The organism is Bacillus sp. B19-2 (genome assembly GCF_022832475.1).
GTDB classification, from domain to species: Bacteria; Bacillota; Bacilli; order Bacillales; family Bacillaceae; genus Bacillus; species Bacillus paralicheniformis.
In genome coordinates this window covers 658,068-679,571 of the sequence record NZ_JALHKQ010000001.1, presented here as the reverse complement: position 1 = coordinate 679,571, position 21,504 = coordinate 658,068, and the positions used below count along the sequence as shown (strand labels likewise).

Here is a 21,504-nt window from a genome sequence, read left to right as displayed (position 1 = left end):
CTTCCCTAATCTTTTCGGAAAGAAAACGGATGCTCGCCGCCGCTTTGATTCTGCTGTTTTTGGCTTCCGCCCGAAAACTGGCTGAGCAAGCTTTGCAGCGAAGAAATAGACTGGCTCATTTTATTGATCTGCTCATTCATTTGATTGGCATCCATCTTTCGGACGGCCGTCACCATTTTTGAAATGAAATCGTTTTTGCCGCCAGCAGAAGGCTCCTTCTCTGCCGAAGCTTCTTGTTCCCTGTATGGATCCCAAATCGAATCGTCTTCCCCGAGCAAAACCCAGTTTTCATATACTTCCTGCCAGCTTTTTTCTTGTTTCCGGACTTCGGAAATCAACTTAGGATGCCGTTTAATAAATTGCTTAAATTCATCAATGGATGATTGCGCGTTTTGATTTGCCAACGTCTACACCCCCTCCGAAAACATATGCCTGCTATAGTGTAATCCGTCCCGGCAAAATGTGTTCGCCTAAAATTCTTCTTTTTATAGGAGTCAGTGCGGAAGAGTGAGCAGCCGACCAAACATTAAAAGTTTCATGGTTTTCTCTAAAAACTAAAAACCCGGGTATGATCCCGGGCTCTAGTGCCATTCTTTAATAAAGTTCTGCGTATAATATTTCTCGTCCACCCCGACTCCGAGATGAGTATAGTCGGCATGTAACAGCGCTTTTCTGTGTCCTTCGCTGTTTAACCAGCCTTCAACCGCCGCAGGCCCGTCGACATAGTTGAGCGCGATATTTTCCCCCGCCTGCTCAAAGTTGACTTTCCCTTTTTCCAGCCTGTCTTTGAGCGTGCCTTCCGTTTCTGACACATGGGAGAAATAATGATGCTCTTTCATGTCGCTGCTGTGGCCGTATGCCACTTTTGATACGCCTTCATCCCAAGAGAGCTGGGAAAGGCCGTGTCTTGCGCGGATGACATTCGTCAAATCAAAGATCTGCTTCTCATTTGATTTCTCGATTTTTTTCCAATCCGATTCTGTCAATGCATGAGGTTCGATCAGGGTGCCTCTGTAGACAACTTCGTACGGCCTTTGCTTGATGAAAGTCGGCGCATCAAATGCCCTGATGCTTGACAGCGTCCCCTCGAATTTATCCATATACAGCTGAACATAAATGTCTCCTACTTTCACCGTCGGCCTTGTATTCATGTCTTCCTCGGAAAACTCAAAACGGTATGAACTGCCTTTATATTGAACATTGACATACGGGGCGATCTGGGCGGTTTTGAAAACTTCCCTTGACGGCCGTCCAATTTTAAACGGAGCGGTGTTCAGCCCGTCGCCTGTCGCAAACAATGTCACGGCCTTGCCGCCAAGCAAGCCGACTTGAACGTACTGTTTTGCCCCTTGGCTATAGACCCACCATTCATAATCATATGCTGAAGGATCGATCCTGTCCGGTTTCCCCAGTTTCTTTTTGATGGTATCAGCCGACTCTCCGATAAAAGAAAGCAAGCCGGAATCGGGAATGTTCAAGGATTTCTCTTTTTTCGCATCCTCGTTTGAGACTTGCGGCTTGTCTTCCTTCACAATTTTCTCAGGTGTTGAACCGTATTGAATAAACAGCGTGTATGAAGCCGCAACAATGAGAAGGATGACAACCGCTCTTAATATATTTTTCAAACTTTCACCTCCGACTGACGGATCAATCTATCCATAAAACGGCGCACCGCATCAATTTGCCTTTAGTGTCATTTAAACAGAACTGACATGAATTTTCAATGATAATACAGCCTATTAAGATGTGCGACAAAATATGTTTTAATGAAGAAAATCTCCAGGCCTCTCTTCGTTTTCCGATATAAATGTCAGCGCATCGCCAGCCTGCCGGTTTGATTTTTTGTGGGTTGAAACATCGCCGAGTGTAATGATACCCGCAAGCGTTTTTCCCCGTGTAACCGGGACCCTTCTGATCTGATAATCTCCCATGAGATCAACCGCTTTTTCAATTGAATCGTCTTCACTTACCGTAATGAGATCCGTCGTCATGACATTTGTAATTTTTTGCGAATTCGGTTTTTTAACGGCGATCCCCCGCAACACCAAATCCCGGTCAGTGACGATCCCAACCAGTTCCAAGCCGTCATCAAGCACAACCGGAATCGCTCCGACATTTCCGTCTTTCATTTTCACGGCAGCCTCGTACACATTATCAAGAACTGTACAATATAATATTTCCTTTGTCATGATATCTTTCACACGTGTCAATCAGAAGACCTCCTCTTGTCTTTCGTTTGTTCATATTGTCGTCAAGCCGCCCGCGATTCATACTGTTCACAAAAATATTTATATATCGGCTAAAGCCAGGATTGAAAGTTTAACGCTTTCATACTATGATTGTCAGTAAAGGTAATTTTTTAAAGGGGGTTTTACGGGATGAAATTTGAAGAATCCGGTATTGAAGGCTTGACTGCTGACCTTAACCGGTTAGACGACATCATGGAAAACGAAGGGTTTGTAAGAGCTGGTCAATGGGATTATGAACGCGTCACATATGACCGCAAATTCGATATGGTGGAAGGCAGGTACTACCTCCGCGTGTTCGGTTATGCCGTCGAAGGCGATGTGGGGGCCCGGCGCGCGGTCATCAAACTGATGACACCGCTTTTGGGCAAATATTATTATCCGCATGGAGTGGAATACGGTGAAAACGAACATTTCCCGCCGCAGCTCCTCAAAACAAGCAAAACGGTGCTGAATTCGATCAAAGAAAAAGTTTCAGCGCTTGAAGTGTAGCAGACGTACATAAAAAGGGTACAGCCCCTCTGGTGAGGCTGTACCCTTTTTTCATCTTAATGCACCGTAGACGGTGAATATCGTTCTTCTTCCAGTTCCTTTTCGTCTTTGGCTCTTTCCTTCCTCGCCCATCCGAAAAAGATAATCGCCAAAAATGTCCCGTACACGATTTCCTGTATGATTTTCATGACGATCGCGCCAAGCTGCTGATCTTCCAGAACAGGCATGCTGCTGAACATTTCCGGACCTGTAAGCGTCATTCCGCTCAGCGTATCGAGAGGAACGCACAGTTTCATTGCCTCCGCCCATGCGGCCGGATCTGAATATGTCGAATACAGAGTCGTATCGCTGAACATGATCAGCGCGCACGCCGGTGTCAGCAAAATGCCGTCAGCCATAATGTAGCCGAGCTTCAAAAGTCCGTTCATTTGCGGAAGCTCCTCGACCTTATGAACGAGCGGCCACCACATGAAAAACGCCGCAATAAAGATCAGCACCGTAATGACGGCATGATAAACGGCATCCGTCTTAATAAAATCAAACACTAAAGGAATGTGATACATCGAAAATAAACCGTTAAACACGATTATCGCGATCAATGGTTTTGAAAAAAACCGGAACAGCGGCTTGACGACCGGTAGAAAAATGACCTTTTTCCAAAACCAAGGCGGTATGCCAAGGATGATCAAAGGCGGCACGATCAAATACAAAACCGCCATTTGCGCCATATGTGCGCTGAACATAATATGTCCCAACAAATCAATCGGACTGCCTTTAGAAACGTATAAAAGAAGCATCGCCGTCAGGAATAAACCGATTTCTTTCCTGGATGCCCGCTCTTCTTCTGATCCAAATCGTTTCATCAGAAAAAAGTAAAGGACGGTTATGAAAACGACAGCCCCTAGGAAATAGGGGCTCCACAGGGCGCGAAAACCGAATATTTCAAGGCTGCCCAACATGAGGCATCCTCCTTTCCGTATGCCGGTTCGATTACCACCAGATAAGCGTCACAAAAGCCAAAACGGTAACAAAAGCGACCAAAACGCCCGAATAAAGGAACAACGTCGGCGCTTCATGCCCCCTCTGACTCATATGCATGAAGTAGTACAGCTGAAATGCAACCTGAATGACGGCCAGCAGCAGAATAAACGGCACCGTAAACCATACGCCGGCATCTGAGGCGACCGTTAAAAAAGCGACAATGGTCAGGCCGATCATCAAACCGAATGAAATAACCTGATATCTCATGTCCTCCGCATTTTTCTTTTTGCGGTAGGCAAGATCTGTTTTGGGATTCCCTCTGTTTTCGTTATTCACCATTTTTATCCCACCATCCCCATCAAGTATACAACGGTAAAGATAAACACCCAGACAACGTCGATAAAATGCCAATAGAGGCTTGCGACAAAAAATTTCGGCGCGTTGTAAAGGCTTAATCCGCGGCGCGCATTTCTGATCATCAAAGAAAGAATCCAGAGCAGCCCGAACGTAACGTGCGCCCCGTGCGTGCCGACTAGCGTATAAAAAGCGGAGCCGAGAGCCGAGCTTTGAATGGTGAACCCATATTCGTGAATATAATGGGTGAATTCATATATTTCAAGCGCCAGGAAGCCTGCACCGAGCAGAACGGTGATTCCGAGCCAAACCTGCATCTTTTTAAAAGCAAAGTTCTTCATATGATACATGGCATATACGCTCGTTAAACTGCTCGTTAAAAGGAGCATTGTCGCCAGAAAGACCAGCCCCATGTCAAACATCTCGGTCGTTTTCGGCCCTCCTGCATTCGAATTCTTCAGCGCAAGGTATGTTGCGAAGAGAGACGCGAAAAGAACCGTCTCTCCTCCGAGAAATAGCCAAAAGCCGATAAACTTATTTTTTCCTTCTAATGTAGCTTTTTCAGGAGAAGCCGGGAAGGTTTCAGCCGTTAATTTCTCTTCTGTATGCATTATGCCTTCACCCCTTTGTCGTCATCATCCATCAGATCTTCTTTATGAATATGATACCCGTGGTCATCAATTACAGACCGGAGAAGCATCATAAATAATGTGATTCCTAATCCGATCAGAATGACAGGCAGCCCCCAGGCAAATTCCGTCCGGTACATGAAGCCGAAAGCGGATATAAACAGCCCGAGTGACATGATGAACGGGAGAATCGATCCGTTTGGCATATGGACGTCCTGAAGCGGCTCCGCGGCGGTCATTGACTGCTTGCCGGCTCTTTTTTCGATCCATAAAGCATCAAGGCCTCTGACCAGAGGCAGCTGTTTAAAGTTGTATTCAGGAGGCGGTGAAGACACGGCCCACTCAAGCGTTCTTCCGTCATGCCAAGGATCGCTGCCGACTTTTTCCCCTTTGGCAGTCGTCACGATAATATTGATCACGAGGATGATGACCGCAGCCGCCATAAACACAGCTCCGATTGAACTGATTAAGTTCGCCATGTCAAATCCCTGATTCGGCAAGTATGTGAACACGCGTCTCGGCATTCCCCACAACCCGAGCCAATGCTGGATGAAGAAAGTCAGATGGAACCCGATGAAAAAGAGCACAAATGTTATTTTTCCCAACGCTTCGCTCAGCATTTTCCCGAACATTTTCGGCCACCAGTAATGAGCGCCGGCGAGGATGGCAAACACCACTCCGCCGATGATGACGTAATGGAAGTGGGCCACGACAAAGTACGTGTCGTGGAACTGATAGTCAGCCGGTGCAGCAGCAAGCATGACACCTGTCACCCCGCCCATGACAAACGACGGGATAAAAGATATCGCATAAAGCATCGGCGTTGTAAACTTAATGCTCCCGCCCCAAGCCGTGAGCAGCCAGTTGAAGATTTTAATTCCGGTCGGGACGGCAATGGCCATCGTCGCCACCGCAAAAATGGCGTTCGCCACAGGCCCGAGTCCCGTTGTAAACATATGGTGGGCCCAAACCATGAAGCCTAAAAAGCCGATCAATACGGTCGCAAATACCATTGAAGAATAGCCGAACAGCCTTTTCCTCGCAAAAACCGGAATGATTTCCGAAAAAATTCCGAACGCCGGGAGTACGAGAATATAAACTTCAGGGTGCCCGAAGATCCAGAACAGATGCTCCCAAATGATCGTATTACCGCCTAGTTCCGGATTGAAAAAGCTCGTTCCGAACAACCGGTCCAGCATCAAGAGCGCGATGCCTACGGTCAGCGGCGGGAACGCGAACAAAATCAAAGCCGAAGCGACGAATGTCGTCCATGTGAATAGCGGAAGCCTCATGTATGTCATGCCCGGCGCCCTCATATTGATAATCGTCGCGAGAAAGTTAATCCCGGCAATCAGCGTACCGATCCCGGCAATTTGCAGACCGAGAACATAGAAATCGATCCCGTGCCCTTCAGAATGAAGGGAAAGCGACGCGTAAGACGTCCAGCCGGCATCGGGTGCCCCTCCCAAAAACCAGCTTAAATTCAGAAAGATGCCGCCGAAAAGGAACAGCCAGAAGCCGAGCGAGTTCAAAAATGGAAACGCAACATCCCGCGCGCCTATCTGCAGCGGAACGACGGCGTTCATCAGTGCGAACAAAAGCGGCATCGCTGCCAGGAAAATCATCGTTGTACCGTGCATCGTCATGATCTCATTGTAGACTCCGCCGCTCATGATGTCATTGTTCGGTATCATCAGCTGAACCCTGATCAGCATCGCTTCGATTCCGCCGAGCACAAAGAAGAACCCGCCGCCCAGCAAATAAAGGATGGCAATCTTTTTATGATCGACAGTCGTTAAATAGTCCCATAATACAGCCCCAAAACCTTGCTTTTTCTTAAGCGTACTCACAATGTAACCTCCCTCATTCTCCCTTTGAAGCGTTAGTCTTCCGTTTTTAACCCCTTTAAATATTCAGTCAGTGCATCAAGTTCCTTGTCGCTCAAATCAGGGTATGTGCCGGTCATTTTGTTGCCCGGTTTTATGCTTTCAGGATCCTTGAGCCACGCTCTCAAGTTTTCATCGCTGAATTCCTTCACGCCGGCGATCGTCGACCGGTCTCCAAAAGTCGCGAGGTTCGGAGCCGTTCTGGCCGCTTCCGCCCTTTGGTCTTTTGAATCGGTCGCATGACAGCTCAGGCAGTTTTTCTCTTTGAACACTTTTTCTCCTTCAACAGCGAGATCGGTTTTCGCCCCAGCTTTATAGTTTTCCATATCGCTCATCCATTCCTTGAACTCATCCTTCGAAACCGCTTTAACTTTAAAGTCCATTAAAGCATGGGAAGGTCCGCAGAGCTCGGCGCATTTCCCGTAGAAATAGTCTCCGGCTTTTTCAGCGCGTTTTGAATCGAACGTTAAGAAGAATTTGTTTTCATTGTCTGTGTTCGTATCAATCTTACCCCCGACTGAAGGAACCCAGAATGAATGTTTGACATCGGAAGCTTTCAGCTTAAAGTAAACGCGTTCATCGGTCGGCACGACCAGCTCCTGGCTCGTCACCACGCCGTAGTCAGGATATTCGAATTCCCACCAGTAAAGGTTCGCCCGGACATTGACGACCAGCGCCTTCTCCGGATCCCTGTTTTTCTTATCCATCGGTTTTGTATCAGCAAGATCAAAGGTCTGTGCGACAACAGGAACAACCAGGATAAGAAGGAGAAGAATTGGAATAACAGTCCATAAAATTTCTAAATTGCGGTTTCCTTCAACCTGTTTCGGGATGTGGTCATCACCGAGCTTAGATCTTCTGTACTTGACGATGACAAATACGAAAATGAAACTTACCACCACTACAACAACAACCATGATCAGCGTGCTGAGAATCATTAGGAAATACTGCTGATCAGCCACCTCGCCCGCCGGCTGCAGCGTTGATATGAACGGTTCTCCGCACCCTGCTAAAACGAGCGCCAAAATAGTGAACAGCGACATCAGACGCCATTTCTTTAACATTTCTTCCCAACCCCTTTTCAATCAATCCTTTTGAAACTTTCACTGTTCAAACGTTTATAGGACACCTATTCATTCATCTGACTCCCCACTTCAATTAAAGCACTTACATTTCCTCTTTTCTTAAATAATGAGGTTTTTTACTCAAAATACCATCTATGTATGAACGTAAAGCCGCCTTGTTAAACATAATCGAAAAAATCGATAAGGCGGCTTTTACATGATTGTTGTCTGTTTGAAGTGTTAAGTGACAGCCTTCAATGTGATGAATTATAGAGTTCTATCCAATTTTAAAAAGTGTAAATACGACCATGGCAACAAAGAAAATGGTCAAGTAATTTAATGAATATACAAACATGAGCGTTGCCCACTTCATGATATTTTTGCTTCTGTAACCGACCAGACCGCAAACGAGCCAGCCGATATTGAGCACCGTCCCCAAAATGACGATCGGCAGTCCGAGTCCGCCCAGGAAAAACGGTAGCGGCATTAAGCAGGCAATCCAAATGATGATTTGCCTTTTCGTCACTTCAAAACCGTGTACAACAGGCAGCATCGGTATATTTGCGGCTCTGTATTCCTCCGTTTTCTTAATCGCAAGCGCCAGAAAGTGGGGAATCTGCCAAATAAACATAATTAAAAATAGCACCCACGCCTCAACTCCGATGGAGCCTTGGACAGCGGTCCATCCGATCAAAGGAGGAACAGCCCCTGACACACTTCCGATGATTGTATTAACGGTATAGCGGCGCTTTGACCACATCGTGTATAGAAACACGTACGTAAAGACGCCGACAAACCCTACTGCGGCAGTTGTCAGATTGGTCATCAGCAGCATGATAAAACCGAGCGCAGTCAGCAGAATGCCGAACCACAATGCCTGTGAAGGCTGGATTTTTCCAGTCACCGTCGGCCTTGTTCTCGTCCGCTGCATGAGCTGGTCAATATCACGGTCATAATAGTTGTTGATGACGCATGATCCTGCAATAATAAGCGAGGACCCCGCTAAAGTGAACAGCACGATATCAAGGTTTCCTAGAAAGCTCAGATTTGAAAAGTAAAAAGCGAGCCACATGCCCGTAAAAGTTGTTATCAGGTTCGAGTAAACAATCCCGACTTTGATAAGGGCGAGGAAATCTTTCCATGCTGTCGTCTCTTCTATTTGTCCATTCATTGCTGTATCAGCTGTAATTCTTGTTTCAGCCATAATACTAACCCCCCTTACTCAAACCTTCATCACGTCAAGAGAAGCGGTATATTCATAAAAAACCTACAACTCTATCATACAAGATTACCGGTTGGAAAAAAACAGCCTATTAAATATTAATCGACAAACCGGTTTATATTTGTGAACTTTTTATGACTTTCTTTACAGATGAAGGAAAAGTTGTGAACAAGAGCGGAAAACCACTGTCATTCTAATATAGTTCTATCAAACGAAGCCAGAATTATCAAGTCTTCAAAACCAATAAAAATGTGAACGCCTTCTATTGCATTTTTGTGAACAATAATCATTATGAATTGCAGCAGAACATCAATTCGCTTACACTTGAAGGTGGTAAATATCTTTTTATTAGTCAGTTTGCATTAAAAAGGAGAATTGAATTTATGAATAAAGCATTAAAAGGCTTGGGAATTATCACAACTATCGCCATGCTTTTCGTGCTGATCGGCGGCGCCCTCGTCACAAAGACGGGTTCAGGAATGGGCTGCGGCAGATCTTGGCCGCTTTGCAACGGAAGCATATTCCCGGCTCTGACCCTTGAATCGATTATCGAATGGAGCCACAGGTTTGTCAGCGGCACATCCGGCATCCTTGTGCTGGCTCTCGCCATTTGGACATGGAAAAAAATCGGCCATATCAGAGAAACGAAATTTCTCGCGGTAATGTCGGTCGTCTTTCTCATTCTTCAGGCGCTCCTGGGCGCTGCGGCGGTCGTCTTCGGGTCGTCGGCCCTGATCATGGCTTTGCACTTCGGAATCTCGCTTATTTCCTTTGCATCTGTTCTGCTGTTGACGCTCCTCGTGTTTGAAGCTGACAGCAAGCAGAAAGCCGAATCGTTTTATATAGGAAAAACCATGCAGTTTCATATGATAGGAATCATTATATACACATATATCGTCGTTTATACAGGCGCATATGTCCGGCATACGAAGTCAAGCCTTGCGTGCCTTGACTTTCCGATGTGCAGCACGCAAAACGGCTGGTTCCCAGGGAAGTTTCACGAATGGGTGCAGATGGGACACAGGGCTGCGGCGCTTCTTCTGTTCGCCTGGATCATCGCGGCAGCTGTACATGCGGCCAGACAGTATAAAAGTCAAAAACGCATTTATTGGGGCTGGATGATATCCCTGATCCTGATCATCCTTCAGGCTGCCTCAGGAATTGCGGTTGTCTACAGCAGGCTGGATTTGGGATTTGCACTCGCCCACGCTTTCTTTATTTCCTGCGTGTTCGGAATCCTTTGCTACTTCCTGCTGCTTGTTGTGCGCTATCGCAGACAGGTGCAAAAATAACAATAAACGGTTGATCCCCCGCAACAGGCGGGGGATTTTTTTCATAAAAAAAGGCCGCCGACAAAAGTCAGCGGCCGCGTTTTTATTTTTTCAGCTCAATGAGGAGGTCGCCGGTTTGAATGGCTTCTCCGTTTGTCACGTGAATGTTTTCAACAGTTCCTGAAAACGGAGCCTGGACGGTCGTTTCCATTTTCATCGCTTCATTGATCATTAAATGATCGCCCTTCTTCACTTGGTCCCCTTTGCTTACAAGAAGCTTAATCACCGTTCCCGGCATGGACGCCGCGATGTGATTCGGGTTTGAACGGTCGGCTTTCACCTTTTGATGAACGGACGATTTAATGCTTTCGTCTTTAATGACCACTTCGCGAGGCTGGCCGTTCAGTTCAAAGTAGACGACTCTTGTCGCATCAGGACGCGGTTCGCCGATAGAGACAAGTTTGACGATCAGCGTTTTCCCTCTTTCGATCTCGACCTCGATTTCTTCGCCGAGCGTCATGCCGTAGAAGAAGGTCGGTGTATCAAGCACTGAGATGTCCCCGTACAGTTCCGCCGTCTTCACATACTCGGTAAACACTTTCGGATAAAGCGCATATGCGACAGCATCCTGGTCGGAAAGCTCCAGATCATGCGTTTCCTTAAACTCCGCTTTTATATCGTCAAACGAAACAGGTTCGAGCAGTTCTCCAGGGCGCACTGTAATCGGCTCCTGCCCTTTCAAAATCAGCTTTTGCAATTTCTCAGGGAATCCGCCGTGAGGCTGGCCGATATACCCTTTAAAAAGCTCGACTACTGAGTCAGGAAAATCGAGTGATTCCCCTCTTTCGTAAATATCATCTTCCGTCAGGTTATTTTGCACCATGTAAAGCGCCATATCCCCGACAACTTTAGATGACGGCGTAACCTTTACGATGTCCCCGAACAGGTGGTTGACCCGGCTGTACATTTCTTTCACTTCATTCCAGCGGTCACTGAGGCCGACTCCCTTAGCCTGCTGCTGAAGGTTGCTGTATTGGCCGCCAGGCATTTCATGCTTGTAAATTTCGGTATGAGGCGCGTTCATGCCGCTCTCAAACTCGCTGTAGTATTTTCTGACAGACTCCCAATATTGAGACAGCGACTCTACCGCATCGACATTAAACTGCGGACGGCGTTTATCGCCTTCAAGCGCATGATAAAGCGAGCTTGCGCTTGGCTGTGATGTCAGACCCGCCATAGAGCTGACCGCTACGTCGACGATGTCGACGCCTGCTTCTATCGCCTTCGCGTACATAAAAATACCGTTGCCGCTCGTGTCGTGTGTATGCAAGTGGATCGGAATGCCGATCGTCTCTTTCAAAGCTGACACCAGTTCGTATGCTGCTTGAGGTCTCAGCAGGCCGGCCATATCTTTAATGCCGAGAATATGCGCCCCCGCTGATTCAAGCTCTTTTGCCATTGACGTATAATATTCAAGGTTATACTTGCTTCTGTTCGGATCGAGAATGTCCCCTGTATAGCAGATCGCCGCTTCGGCAAGCTTGCCTGACTCGCGCACTGCATCAATGGCGAGCGTCATCCCTTTAACCCAGTTCAAGCTGTCAAAAATGCGGAATACATCGATTCCGGCCGCAGCCGATTCGCTGACAAACTTTTTAATCAGGTTGTCAGGGTAGTTTGTATACCCGACGGCATTCGAAGATCTCAACAGCATTTGAAACATCGTATTCGGAATTTCCTTCCGCAGCTTCTCAAGCCTTTTCCAAGGGTCTTCTTTCAAGAAACGGTAAGCGACATCAAAAGTGGCGCCGCCCCACATTTCAAGGCTGAAAAGCTCAGGCCAGAGTGCAGCTGTCGGGTTGGCGATTTTTTCCATGTCATGCGTTCTGAATCTTGTCGCAAGCAGTGACTGATGGGCATCGCGGAACGTCGTATCAGTGAGGAGCACTTCCTCTTGATCTTTCACCCATTTGACGAGCCCTTCAGCTCCGCGTTCATCAAGAATCTGTTTTGTTCCGCTCGCGATCGGCTGATCGACATCGGTTTTGACGATTTGCGGCTTATCAAACTCAGGCTTCTTCTTTTTATCGATGCCCGGGAAGCCGTTGACCGTTACGTTCCCGATATACGTCAGCATTTTTGTTCCGCGGTCTTTCTGCTTCGGAAAGACAAAGAGTTCCGGCGTTGTATCGATAAAAGACGTATCGTACTGCCCTGTGAGAAACTTTTCGTGTTTCGCCACGTTTTCAAGGAAAGGAATATTCGTTTTGATTCCCCTGATCCTGAATTCCTGAAGGTTGCGGACCATTTTGGCCGCCGCCTGTTCAAACGTCAGCGCCCAGGTTGAAAGCTTAACAAGCAGCGAGTCGTAATAAGGCGTAATGACAGCGCCCTGAAAACTGTTTCCGGTATCAAGCCTCACCCCGAAACCGCCGCCTGAGCGATATGCCATGATTTTGCCTGTGTCAGGCATGAAATTGTTTGACGGGTCTTCAGTCGTAACCCTTGACTGGATCGCATATCCGTGCAGCGTGATGGCATCCTGGTTCGGAATGCTGATTTCGCTGCTGCCCAGACTGAGTCCGGCAGCAATCAGGATTTGCGTCTGAACGATATCGACACCCGTCACCATTTCCGTAATGGTGTGCTCCACCTGAACACGCGGGTTGACTTCAATAAAGAAAAACTCATCGTTCGCAACTAAAAATTCGACTGTACCGGCATTGACATAATCAACATTCTTCGCAAGCTTAACGGCAGCATCGCAAATGTTTTCCCGGAGGGACTCAGAAAGCGAAACGCTCGGCGCCACTTCGATAACCTTTTGATGACGCCTTTGCACAGAGCAGTCGCGGTCGTAAAGGTGAACCACGTTACCTTCTTTGTCTCCGATGACTTGAACTTCAATGTGCTTCGGCTTTTCAATCAGCTTTTCGACATACACTTCATCATTGCCAAAAGCAGCTTTCGCCTCTGATTTCGCCCTGTTATAGGATTCCTCCAGCTCCGATTCGTCTCTGACGATCCGCATGCCGCGGCCGCCGCCGCCAAGCGACGCTTTGATGATAAACGGATATCCGAACTCCTCCGCAAATTGTTTGACCTCTGCGATATCAGCCACTGGGCCATCGCTCCCCGGTATGACGGGAATTCCTGCTTTTTCAGCTTGTTCACGGGCTTTTACTTTGTCTCCAAACATATCGAGGTGCTTGGAGGTCGGCCCGATAAAGATGATGCCTTCCTCTTCACACCGTTTGGCAAACTGAATGTTTTCCGACAGGAAGCCGTAGCCCGGATGGATGGCATCCACATGGTTGCGTTTCGCAATCTCGATGATCCCTTCAATATCAAGATAAGCATCAATCGGCTTTTTCCCTTCGCCGACCAGGTATGCTTCATCGGCTTTGTATCTGTGGTATGATCCGCTGTCTTCTTTAGAATAGATCGCTACCGTACGGATATTCAGTTCTGTGCAGGCGCGAAATACGCGGATAGCGATTTCCCCTCTGTTTGCAACAAGAACTTTTTGAATAGACTGTTGTGACATGTCGTTCCCCCTCATCCGCTGTTTTAAGTATGTATCTATTCTAAATGAATCGGATGGACATTGTACACGCTTAGTTTTTTAAAAATTTATACTTTTTTTATATTGATTTTCTTTGGTTTTTGTAGTATCGACAGGCTGTTTTCGTTTGAACCGGTCAAAGTATTCATTAAACATGCTGATGTTCACCAATATCCCCGCACTTGCCATCAGCAGAATGAGCGATGACCCTCCATAGCTGATAAACGGAAGCGTCACCCCTGTCAAAGGAATCAAACCGGATATGCCGCCCAGGTTCACGAAGGACTGGATGGCGATCATGCTTGATATGCCGATCGCAAGCAGGCTTCCAAACGGGTCGTCGCATTTTCTCGCAATATAAAACCCTTTTAAAACGATGAAAGCGAGCAGCAGCACGACAAAAAGGACACCGAAAATGCCGAGCTCCTCGGCGATGACCGCCATAATGAAATCGGTGTGCGTTTCAGGCAGATATCCATACTTCTGCACGCTCTCGCCGAGACCCAGGCCGAACAGCCCTCCCGAACCGATCGCCAAGTAGGAGTTGACGACTTGAAAGCCCGAATCTCCCGCATCTTTAAACGGGTTTTGGTAGCTTTCAAACCGCTTCATCCGTCCTTCTGTTAAAATGCTGTCCCAGTTGAAATAAATGAGCGGGCTGACGAGCACAAGGACAGCCCCGGCCAAAAGCACGAGCTTTAACAGCGTTTTGCCGCTGAATCCCGAGCACAAAATAATGCACAAAGCGATTAAAGCGATGATAAAGGCCGTTCCTACATCCGGCTGAGCAGCGACCAGGGCGCAAATGAAAAGCGTGATGATCGCAGGAGGGGCGATTCCGGCTCCCAAGTTGTCAATATAGCTTTGCTTTTTGGCATAGACGGAAGAAAGATACAAGATGACGGTCAGCTTGACAAACTCCCCCGGCTGGATGCCGTAATTCGAAACCCTGAACCAGCTTTGGGCATTCCCGGCCACGTGTCCGACAACGAACAGTGCGAACAAAGCGACGACGGAAATGAGCAGCAAAAACTTTTGGAACTTTTGATTGGCAAAAGCCTTATACGGAAAAAGCGCCGCGCCTAAAAATATGACGGTTCCGAGCGCCAAAAACATCAGCTGCCTGTCAAAAAAGTAGCTGCTGTCATATCCGTACCTTGTCACGGCTGTGATCATACTTGAGCTGTACACCATTACGAGCCCGAACCCGCACAGCAGGAATACAGCGAAGATTAATGAATAATCATAGGATTTGAGCATTCTTTTTATCATATTATTATCCTCTTCCTTACTTGCCTTCAAAATGTGTTTGTGGTAGCTCCTTCGTTATTTTACTACACTTTCTTAAAAAGCACGAAAGATACCCTTATCATAAGACTTCGAATCCCCTCAGAAAGAAAAGTCCGTCTGTGACAAGACTGCCGTTCTATTTTTTTATCGGCATACCATGCGTCTTCGTTTATTCGGCACGAACAGCGTCCATTCCTTCATCAGCGGACGTTTTCTTTCTCATTCCGAACAAAAAAAGCCTGCCGGCAGTTTGTTTCTATCGAAACGTCGTCGACAAGCTGACTCAGACAGAAAGATTCTTCTGAGGTGTTCATTTATTTTTTTGTAAATGCATCATGTAATGCAGACAATTCACGTTCCAGCCTGTAAAGCAGTTCTTTACCCTCTTCTTCATCCACTAATCCAAGGCGGACAGCAAAATCAATTTCCCTAGAGAGTCCGAACATTTGTGTATCTAAAACCTCTTCATAAAGAGGACATTGAGGCATCGTTAAGTTGTCCATTTGCACTTGAATCAGCTTTAAGATTTTATCAGCATCACGTTTTAACAAGGCAAGTGCTTTTTCACGATGGTCGACTACAATCTCAGACGCCAAAAGTATCCCTCCGTTCCCCAGGCGAGTACCTAATTCTTCTATTTATGATAAAGCCTCAGCCGAAAAAAAGCAAGCTATTTCTGTCCTTTCGCCGTATTTCAAAGACTCGCATTTTAAGCTTCCGCTAACGTTTTAAAAAATGCTTAAACTGTAGTTCGCCGATAACAGCTCTAAAAGTCGGATTCCGGCGATGCTGTTTCCCTTTTCATCGAGCGAGGGCCCGAAGATGCCGATGCCGAAACGGTATGGGGATAACCCCATGATTCCCCCAGAAACCCCGCTTTTGGCAGGTATGCCGATTTTGATTGCGAACTCGCCGCTGGCATTATACATCCCGCATGTCACCATATATGTCTTGCAAATTCTCGCGATATCCTTCGGTATGATTTGCTCTCCCGTTTCGGGATGCTTGCCGTTCAAAGCAAAAACAGAGCCGATCTTCGCCAGGTCTAAGCTGTTCATTTCAATGGCGCACTGTTTTGTATACACATCCATGACATCCTCAACCTCAGCCTGAAAAATGCCGTACTCTTTCATGTAATAGCACATCGCCCTGTTGACCATCGAGGTTTCAAATTCAGATTCGGCGACCTTCTCACAAACGGCAATGTTCCGGTTATTTGCCAGTTTTTTAATAAAATCAAGCAGCCTGCCGATCTTATCGGCGTTTGTCTCTCCTTTAATCATGCTTGTCACCACCAATGCTCCGGCATTTATCATCGGATTCAGCGGCTTCCCCGGGTTGACGGTTTCAAGTTTGATGATGGAGTTAAACGGATCACCAGTCGGCTCTTGCCCTACATAATGAAACACTGTTTCCGGGCCGTGATCGATCAGAACAAGAGCAAGCGACAATACTTTTGAGATGCTTTGCAAAGTGAAGGCTTTTTCCACGTCTCCTGCTGATATACACGTCCCGTCCGTAAAGTAGACTGCCGCCGATAAATCGTCCTCCGATAATTCAGCCAAAGCCGGTATGTAAGATGCAACCTTTCCTTTGTCCGTCACTTTTTTCGCTTCTGTGACAAAATATTCGAGCTCCTCATTATCCCGGCAATTCAAGTTTTTTCCCTCCATCCGAGCGTCATTGCTGTTATCTTTCCCGAAGAGGGCTTTTGTTATGAGAAGTGACATTTTGAAAGAAAGCGCTTATAATTTTTGTGAGGGAGTGGTAGAAACATGAGCATTGTAACGATCACAGGAAATGTAAAGTATCCGATTACGCTCGATCCGAGCGTTTGGATTTTTGATGACCGAAAATTTGATCTCGATCAGTTCTTTTCACATTTCGGAGAGGTAAAAGATGAAGATGACGACCTTGTGATTGACCGGGAACGGCAAATCAGGGAAGGTGCTGTATCACCGCCGACTCTGAAATCAGAGAAAAAGTATGAGAAGGAAAAGCTGCTTGACGGCACTTTCGGGATCAAGCTTGAACCTTTTTTGAAAAATGCGGAGGTGTCAGGCTCCGCCGTCAAATGCCTCTTCAAAACGGAAGGTGAAGACGTTTCCGTTCCGATCGAAGAAGCGGGCGGCATGATTCTCTGCTTCAGCAACAAAGGCAAGCCGCTTGGCGAAGACGGGCCTGTACACGTTTATTTTCCCGACGGATCAAACAGGATGACTCCTGTGAAACGAGTAAAAGAAATTCACATTGTTTAATGCAGCAACTGGTGCACCGGAGGCGATGAAACACTCCGCCTCCCCTTTTCCCGGCCGGGTTTCGGCTCTTGCCGGCGACCCGGCCCGTGTGCCATGCAAATTGAAGCCTGGGCTAAAAGCCCGGGTTTTTTAATTACAGCAGATCAGCAGCAAGCCTGGCGAGCCGGGAGCGCTCTCCTTTTAAAAGCTTCACGTTTCCGGAAATTTTTTGATCCTTAAAGCGTTCTACAACATAGGCCAGGCCGTTGTTCATCGCATCTAAATAAGGATGGTCGATCTGTTCGGTGTCTCCCATCAATACGATTTTGCTGCCTTCCCCGACGCGCGTCAGAAGCGTTTTGACTTCATGCTTGGTCAGATTTTGAGCCTCATCAATGATGATGAATTGGTCGGGAATGCTTCTGCCCCTTATATATGTGAGGGCTTCGACTTGAATGGAGCCCATCCCCGCTAAAATATCATCAAGCTCCCCCGGCTTTTTTGCATTGAACAAGTATTCCAGATTATCAAAAATAGGCTGGACCCACGGACGAAGTTTTTCTTCTTTTTCACCCGGAAGATAGCCGAGATCTTTTCCGACAGGAACGATCGGCCTTGTGACAACAAGTTTTTTAAAATTCCCCAGATCCTCTGTCTGCAGCAGCCCCGCTGCCAGCGCAAGCAGAGTTTTACCTGTGCCGGCTTTTCCGATCAGGGTGACAAGCGGAATATCTTGTCTTAAAAGAAGTTCCAACGCCATCGTCTGCTGTACATTTCGCGAACGTATGCCCCAAACCTGTTCCTGATCGAAAACAAGCTTTTTCACGGCTTTTCCGCTTTGATCTACGATCCCTACGGCAGAAGATGATCCGCCGAGCGCGTCCTTCATGACGACAAACTGGTTTGGACGCAGCATCTCACTGCTGATTTCGTGAAGCGGCAAATCGTGATGTTCAAAAAAGGAATCCATCTGATCCGGGCGAATGTACACGTCCGTATAACCACTGTATATATCATCATTGTCGACAACCCTGTCGTGCAAAAAATCCTCTGACATCAAGCCGATGGCATCGGCTTTGACGCGGATCAGCATATCTTTGCTGACAAGGATAACCGGCCTGCCGCCTTCTTTCGTTTCCTCTTCCAGGCTGAGGTTTTTCGCTACGGCTAAAATGCGGTTGTCGCCTGTTTTTTCGATAAAAATTTCTTGAAGCTGCTGAAAAGAGCGGTGGTTCAGCTCGATTCTCAAGCTTCCTCCGTTTGGTAGGGGAACATTTTCATACAACCTTCCTTTTAAACGCAAATCATCTATCAATTTAGATACGCGCCTTGCATTCCTCCCAATTTCATCCATATAGCGTTTCTTTGAGTCGACTTCCTCCAATACGACAGCCGGGATGACAACCTCGTTATCTTCAAAAGAAAAGATTGAATTCGGATCCTGCAATAACACATTCGTATCTAGCACATAAATTTTACTCAATCTTCCGCCTCCTGATCAGGATTTTTAGCCTTTTCTTTTCATTTGGGTTAAAAGCTGATGGAGCGCCCGCTAAAATATATGTTTTTGTGAATAAAGATAGAAGGTTAATTCAACAATAAAAATTAATGAAAGCATTTTTAAGGAGGCAACCTCAAGTGCGAATCTTTTTTTTGATCCTAATCCAAACCGTTATGCTGCTTTCAGCCTGCGGCATTCAAAATAATGCCCGAAATGAAGCCAACGAGCTTCCCGGCAACAAACCGATTCAAGTAAAAAACAGCTCCCAAGAGCCGGTGAACCGGAAAGACGGGCAAGCCATCTCGCGGCGCCTTGTGAAGATCACCGAAAGCGTTCCGGGTGTCAATGATGCGACCGCCGTCGTGCTCGGCAGGCTAGCCGTCGTCGGAATTGATGTGAAAGACAATTTGGAACGCAGCAAAGTCGAATCCATTAAGTATTCCGTGGCTGAAGCGCTGCAAAATGACCCTTACGGAGCAAACGCCGCCGTTGTCGCGGACCCCGACGCAGTCAACCGCCTGCGGGCAATGGGCAGAGAAATTCAAGCGGGACGTCCTGTCAAAGGGATTCTCGACGAGCTGGCAGCCATCGTCGGGCGCGTCCTTCCTGAAGTGCCGAACGACGCAACAGACAACCAGCAAACAAATCCTACAAAATCCAATAACGACCAGCTGAATGACAGAAACCAGAAACAGCTTGAAAAGGAGCAGAATAAGCAATCAAACAAGCATATGAAAAATCGGCAGCCATAACTTTTAAAAGCCTGTGCCACTGTTTTCTTGACGGCACAGGCTTTTTCCTTTTTTCTAAAGGAGAAAATTTATTTGTCCGATTGATTAAGGTATAATGAATCGTAAGCGAGGTGAATCAAGTGAGGGTAAAGTGTTCATTGTGTGACAAAATCGAGAAAATCGAAGATGACACACTCATTGCCAAACGTCTCCGAAACCGGCCGATACATACTTATATGTGCCATGAATGCAGCGAACGAATTAAAATCAAAACAGAAAACCGGATGAAAACCGGCCGTTTTAAGCTATATCCGCACAGAAAAGATAAAGAGCAGATCAAGTCATAAAAGCATGGACAAGCTCCATGCTTTTTCATCACCTTTTTGTTACATAAGTAACAAAATTAAAGATTATAGTTGATAAACATTTTCATTTATAGTATCTTAAAATTGTTTCATACGTAACAAAAAAGGAGTGATTCATCATGGATTTTGATGTATTGATTGCAGGCGGCGGCCCCGTCGGTCTGCTGACGGCTTCCGAGCTGGCTTTGGCCGGTGTCCGGACCTGCATTGTCGAACGGCTGAAAGAGCCTTCTCCATTCTCAAAAGCGCTTACGCTGCATCCGCGCTCAATCGAAATACTTGAAATGAGGGGGCTTGGAGAACGGTTTAAGGAAATTGGCAAGCCGGTCCCTTCGGGGCATTTTGCCAGTCTGAAGACGGGATTGGACTTTTCTGCGCTTGACACGCAAGCCAATTTTACATTGTTCATCCCCCAGTCCGAAACTGAGAAGGTGCTTGAGGAACATGCACGAAATCTCGGTGTCTGCATCCTTCGCGGTCATGAAGTTCTCGCTGTCCGCGAGCATGAGGAATCAGCCGAGCTTGTTGTCCAGGGTCCGGATGGCCTGTCCTTACTAACGGCTTCCTATATCGTCGGTGCTGACGGAGCAGGAAGTATCATTCGCAAGCAGGCGCGCATCGCTTTTTCCGGAACTGATGCAAATATCACTGCAATGCTTGCTGATGTGTCGCTTGAAAATCCGCCGGAATCTCATTTTTATACTTGCGAGAACCGTGAAGGCGGCGTTGTGATCGTGCCTTTAGACGGCGGCATTTTCCGCGTCATCATAACGTCGCCGCACATGCCTCAAGCTTTGCTTCACGAGCCCGTCACACTGGAAGAATTAAAAAAAGAACTCAACCGCATCTGCGGCACGGACTTTGGAATGGACGGCCCGGTTTGGATGTCCCGCTTTGGAAATGCCAGCAAGTTGGCGGAGCATTACCGTTCCGGCAGAATTTTCTTGGCTGGAGATGCCGCGCATATTCATTTTCCCGCAGGAGGGCAAGGTTTAAATGTCGGGCTTCAGGACGCGATGAACCTCGGCTGGAAGCTGGCAGCAAAGATCAACGGACGGTGCCCCGACTGGTTGCTTGACAGTTACCATAATGAAAGACACCCTGTCGGGGAAGCGCTGCTCGTCAATACACAAATCCAAACAAAGCTGTTTGATTTTACACGTGAAGGCCTGTACCTCCGCGAATTATTATCCGGCATTCTCGAATTTGCAGACGTCAATCGCTATCTGGCCGAACAAATTGCGGCGCTCAGCGTGCAATACGAAGCAGATGAAAAGATGCCTGAACATGAGCTGAACGGAAAACGTCTGCCAGATATCGACCTGACCCTTTCAGATGGTACTGTCAAACGGCTCTACACTTTTCTCCGCGATGGACGCTTTTTTTTGGCGGCGTTCGGGTTCGAAGCAAAGGAATTTTCCGGCTTTCCTCACGTCCGGCGCATACAAGTGAAAGCAATTGACGGCAGGCCTGAATGGTATGGGGTAAAAGCAGCGCTGATCCGTCCCGACGGCCACGTAGCCTGGGCTGTCGACGAATCCCTGGAAAATGCGGAGCAATTGATTGCCGATGGTATCCGCCGCTGGTGCGGGAACTCTCATCTTCAGTCTGTTTAACCATTTTGTTTCACGCGCAACAAAATGGTATAATCAAAGCAGAAAAATCGATTA

The 21,504-nt window shown here is 47.1% G+C and carries 20 protein-coding genes; 6 read left to right on the top strand and 14 right to left on the bottom strand.

What is annotated here, in order from left to right; translation table 11 throughout:
• Positions 1 to 5: 5 nt before the first annotated feature.
• From ylbD to MST20_RS03555, 3 genes are all read right to left on the bottom strand, one after another.
• Positions 6 to 404 (bottom strand): YlbD family protein, encoded by a 399-nt coding sequence (gene ylbD / locus MST20_RS03565; protein ID WP_243940157.1) that lies wholly within the window; start codon positions 402 to 404, stop codon positions 6 to 8.
• 177 nt (positions 405 to 581) lie between these two features.
• On the bottom strand, positions 582 to 1,625 hold the full coding sequence (locus MST20_RS03560) for a CAP domain-containing protein (RefSeq protein WP_243940155.1): 1,044 nt from the start codon (positions 1,623 to 1,625) through the stop codon (positions 582 to 584).
• 138 nt (positions 1,626 to 1,763) lie between these two features.
• Positions 1,764 to 2,210, bottom strand: coding sequence for a CBS domain-containing protein (locus MST20_RS03555; RefSeq protein WP_023857262.1), 447 nt, complete (start codon positions 2,208 to 2,210; stop codon positions 1,764 to 1,766).
• Between the two features lie 168 nt (positions 2,211 to 2,378).
• Between MST20_RS03555 and MST20_RS03550 the strand changes: the two genes are divergently transcribed.
• Positions 2,379 to 2,738, top strand: coding sequence for a YugN family protein (locus tag MST20_RS03550; RefSeq protein WP_020451278.1), 360 nt, complete (start codon positions 2,379 to 2,381; stop codon positions 2,736 to 2,738).
• Between the two features lie 56 nt (positions 2,739 to 2,794).
• On the opposite strand, the gene ctaG is transcribed toward MST20_RS03550, so the two are convergent.
• From ctaG to cyoE, 6 genes are all read right to left on the bottom strand, one after another.
• Positions 2,795 to 3,694, bottom strand: coding sequence for a cytochrome c oxidase assembly factor CtaG (gene ctaG / locus MST20_RS03545; RefSeq protein WP_243941146.1), 900 nt, complete (start codon positions 3,692 to 3,694; stop codon positions 2,795 to 2,797).
• Between the two features lie 34 nt (positions 3,695 to 3,728).
• Positions 3,729 to 4,058: a cytochrome c oxidase subunit IVB gene (gene ctaF / locus MST20_RS03540; protein ID WP_003181487.1), complete on the bottom strand. Its 330-nt coding sequence runs from the start codon at positions 4,056 to 4,058 to the stop codon at positions 3,729 to 3,731.
• Positions 4,059 to 4,060: 2 nt separating this feature from the next.
• Positions 4,061 to 4,684 carry a cytochrome c oxidase subunit III gene (gene ctaE, locus MST20_RS03535; protein WP_020451275.1) on the bottom strand — a complete coding sequence of 208 codons (624 nt, stop codon included), beginning with the start codon at positions 4,682 to 4,684 and terminating at the stop codon, positions 4,061 to 4,063.
• A complete protein-coding gene (gene ctaD / locus MST20_RS03530; protein ID WP_023857264.1) occupies positions 4,684 to 6,552 on the bottom strand; it encodes a cytochrome c oxidase subunit I in 1,869 nt (622 codons plus the stop codon). The genes ctaE and ctaD overlap by 1 nt, the downstream gene beginning before the upstream one ends.
• Before the next feature lie 32 nt (positions 6,553 to 6,584).
• Positions 6,585 to 7,652, bottom strand: coding sequence for a cytochrome c oxidase subunit II (coxB, locus tag MST20_RS03525; RefSeq protein ID WP_243940152.1), 1,068 nt, complete (start codon positions 7,650 to 7,652; stop codon positions 6,585 to 6,587).
• 277 nt (positions 7,653 to 7,929) lie between these two features.
• Positions 7,930 to 8,856 (bottom strand): heme o synthase, encoded by a 927-nt coding sequence (gene cyoE / locus MST20_RS03520; protein WP_075752998.1) that lies wholly within the window; start codon positions 8,854 to 8,856, stop codon positions 7,930 to 7,932.
• 401 nt (positions 8,857 to 9,257) lie between these two features.
• Here cyoE and MST20_RS03515 point away from each other — a divergent pair, with 401 nt between their 5' ends.
• The gene (locus MST20_RS03515) at positions 9,258 to 10,166 is read left to right on the top strand and encodes a COX15/CtaA family protein (protein WP_243940150.1); all 909 of its coding nucleotides are present in this window, start codon (positions 9,258 to 9,260) and stop codon (positions 10,164 to 10,166) included.
• An 82-nt stretch (positions 10,167 to 10,248) separates the two neighbouring features.
• Here the strand turns inward: MST20_RS03515 and pyc are convergent, their stop codons facing one another.
• From pyc to glsA, 4 genes are all read right to left on the bottom strand, one after another.
• Positions 10,249 to 13,692 carry a pyruvate carboxylase gene (gene pyc, locus MST20_RS03510; protein WP_243940148.1) on the bottom strand — a complete coding sequence of 1,148 codons (3,444 nt, stop codon included), beginning with the start codon at positions 13,690 to 13,692 and terminating at the stop codon, positions 10,249 to 10,251.
• Positions 13,693 to 13,770: 78 nt separating this feature from the next.
• On the bottom strand, positions 13,771 to 14,982 hold the full coding sequence (locus tag MST20_RS03505) for an FtsW/RodA/SpoVE family cell cycle protein (protein WP_243940146.1): 1,212 nt from the start codon (positions 14,980 to 14,982) through the stop codon (positions 13,771 to 13,773).
• A gap of 332 nt (positions 14,983 to 15,314) precedes the next feature.
• Positions 15,315 to 15,596, bottom strand: a complete 282-nt coding sequence (locus tag MST20_RS03500; RefSeq protein ID WP_003181465.1) for an Fpa/YlaN family protein — start codon at positions 15,594 to 15,596, stop codon at positions 15,315 to 15,317.
• 132 nt (positions 15,597 to 15,728) lie between these two features.
• The gene (gene glsA / locus MST20_RS03495) at positions 15,729 to 16,673 is read right to left on the bottom strand and encodes a glutaminase A (RefSeq protein ID WP_481747881.1); all 945 of its coding nucleotides are present in this window, start codon (positions 16,671 to 16,673) and stop codon (positions 15,729 to 15,731) included.
• 102 nt (positions 16,674 to 16,775) lie between these two features.
• On the opposite strand from glsA, the gene MST20_RS03490 reads away from it, so the two are divergent.
• Positions 16,776 to 17,258: a peptidyl-prolyl cis-trans isomerase gene (locus MST20_RS03490; RefSeq protein ID WP_165426909.1), complete on the top strand. Its 483-nt coding sequence runs from the start codon at positions 16,776 to 16,778 to the stop codon at positions 17,256 to 17,258.
• Positions 17,259 to 17,391: 133 nt separating this feature from the next.
• Here the strand turns inward: MST20_RS03490 and MST20_RS03485 are convergent, their stop codons facing one another.
• Positions 17,392 to 18,720, bottom strand: a complete 1,329-nt coding sequence (locus MST20_RS03485; RefSeq protein WP_165426908.1) for a PhoH family protein — start codon at positions 18,718 to 18,720, stop codon at positions 17,392 to 17,394.
• Between the two features lie 155 nt (positions 18,721 to 18,875).
• On the opposite strand from MST20_RS03485, the gene MST20_RS03480 reads away from it, so the two are divergent.
• From MST20_RS03480 to MST20_RS03470, 3 genes are all read left to right on the top strand, one after another.
• Positions 18,876 to 19,490, top strand: coding sequence for a YhcN/YlaJ family sporulation lipoprotein (locus MST20_RS03480; protein ID WP_243940142.1), 615 nt, complete (start codon positions 18,876 to 18,878; stop codon positions 19,488 to 19,490).
• Between the two features lie 119 nt (positions 19,491 to 19,609).
• Entirely contained in the window at positions 19,610 to 19,816 is a 207-nt protein-coding gene (locus MST20_RS03475) for a YlaI family protein (RefSeq protein WP_243940140.1), read from the top strand.
• 137 nt (positions 19,817 to 19,953) lie between these two features.
• Entirely contained in the window at positions 19,954 to 21,450 is a 1,497-nt protein-coding gene (locus tag MST20_RS03470) for a monooxygenase (protein ID WP_243940138.1), read from the top strand.
• Positions 21,451 to 21,504 lie beyond the last annotated feature (54 nt).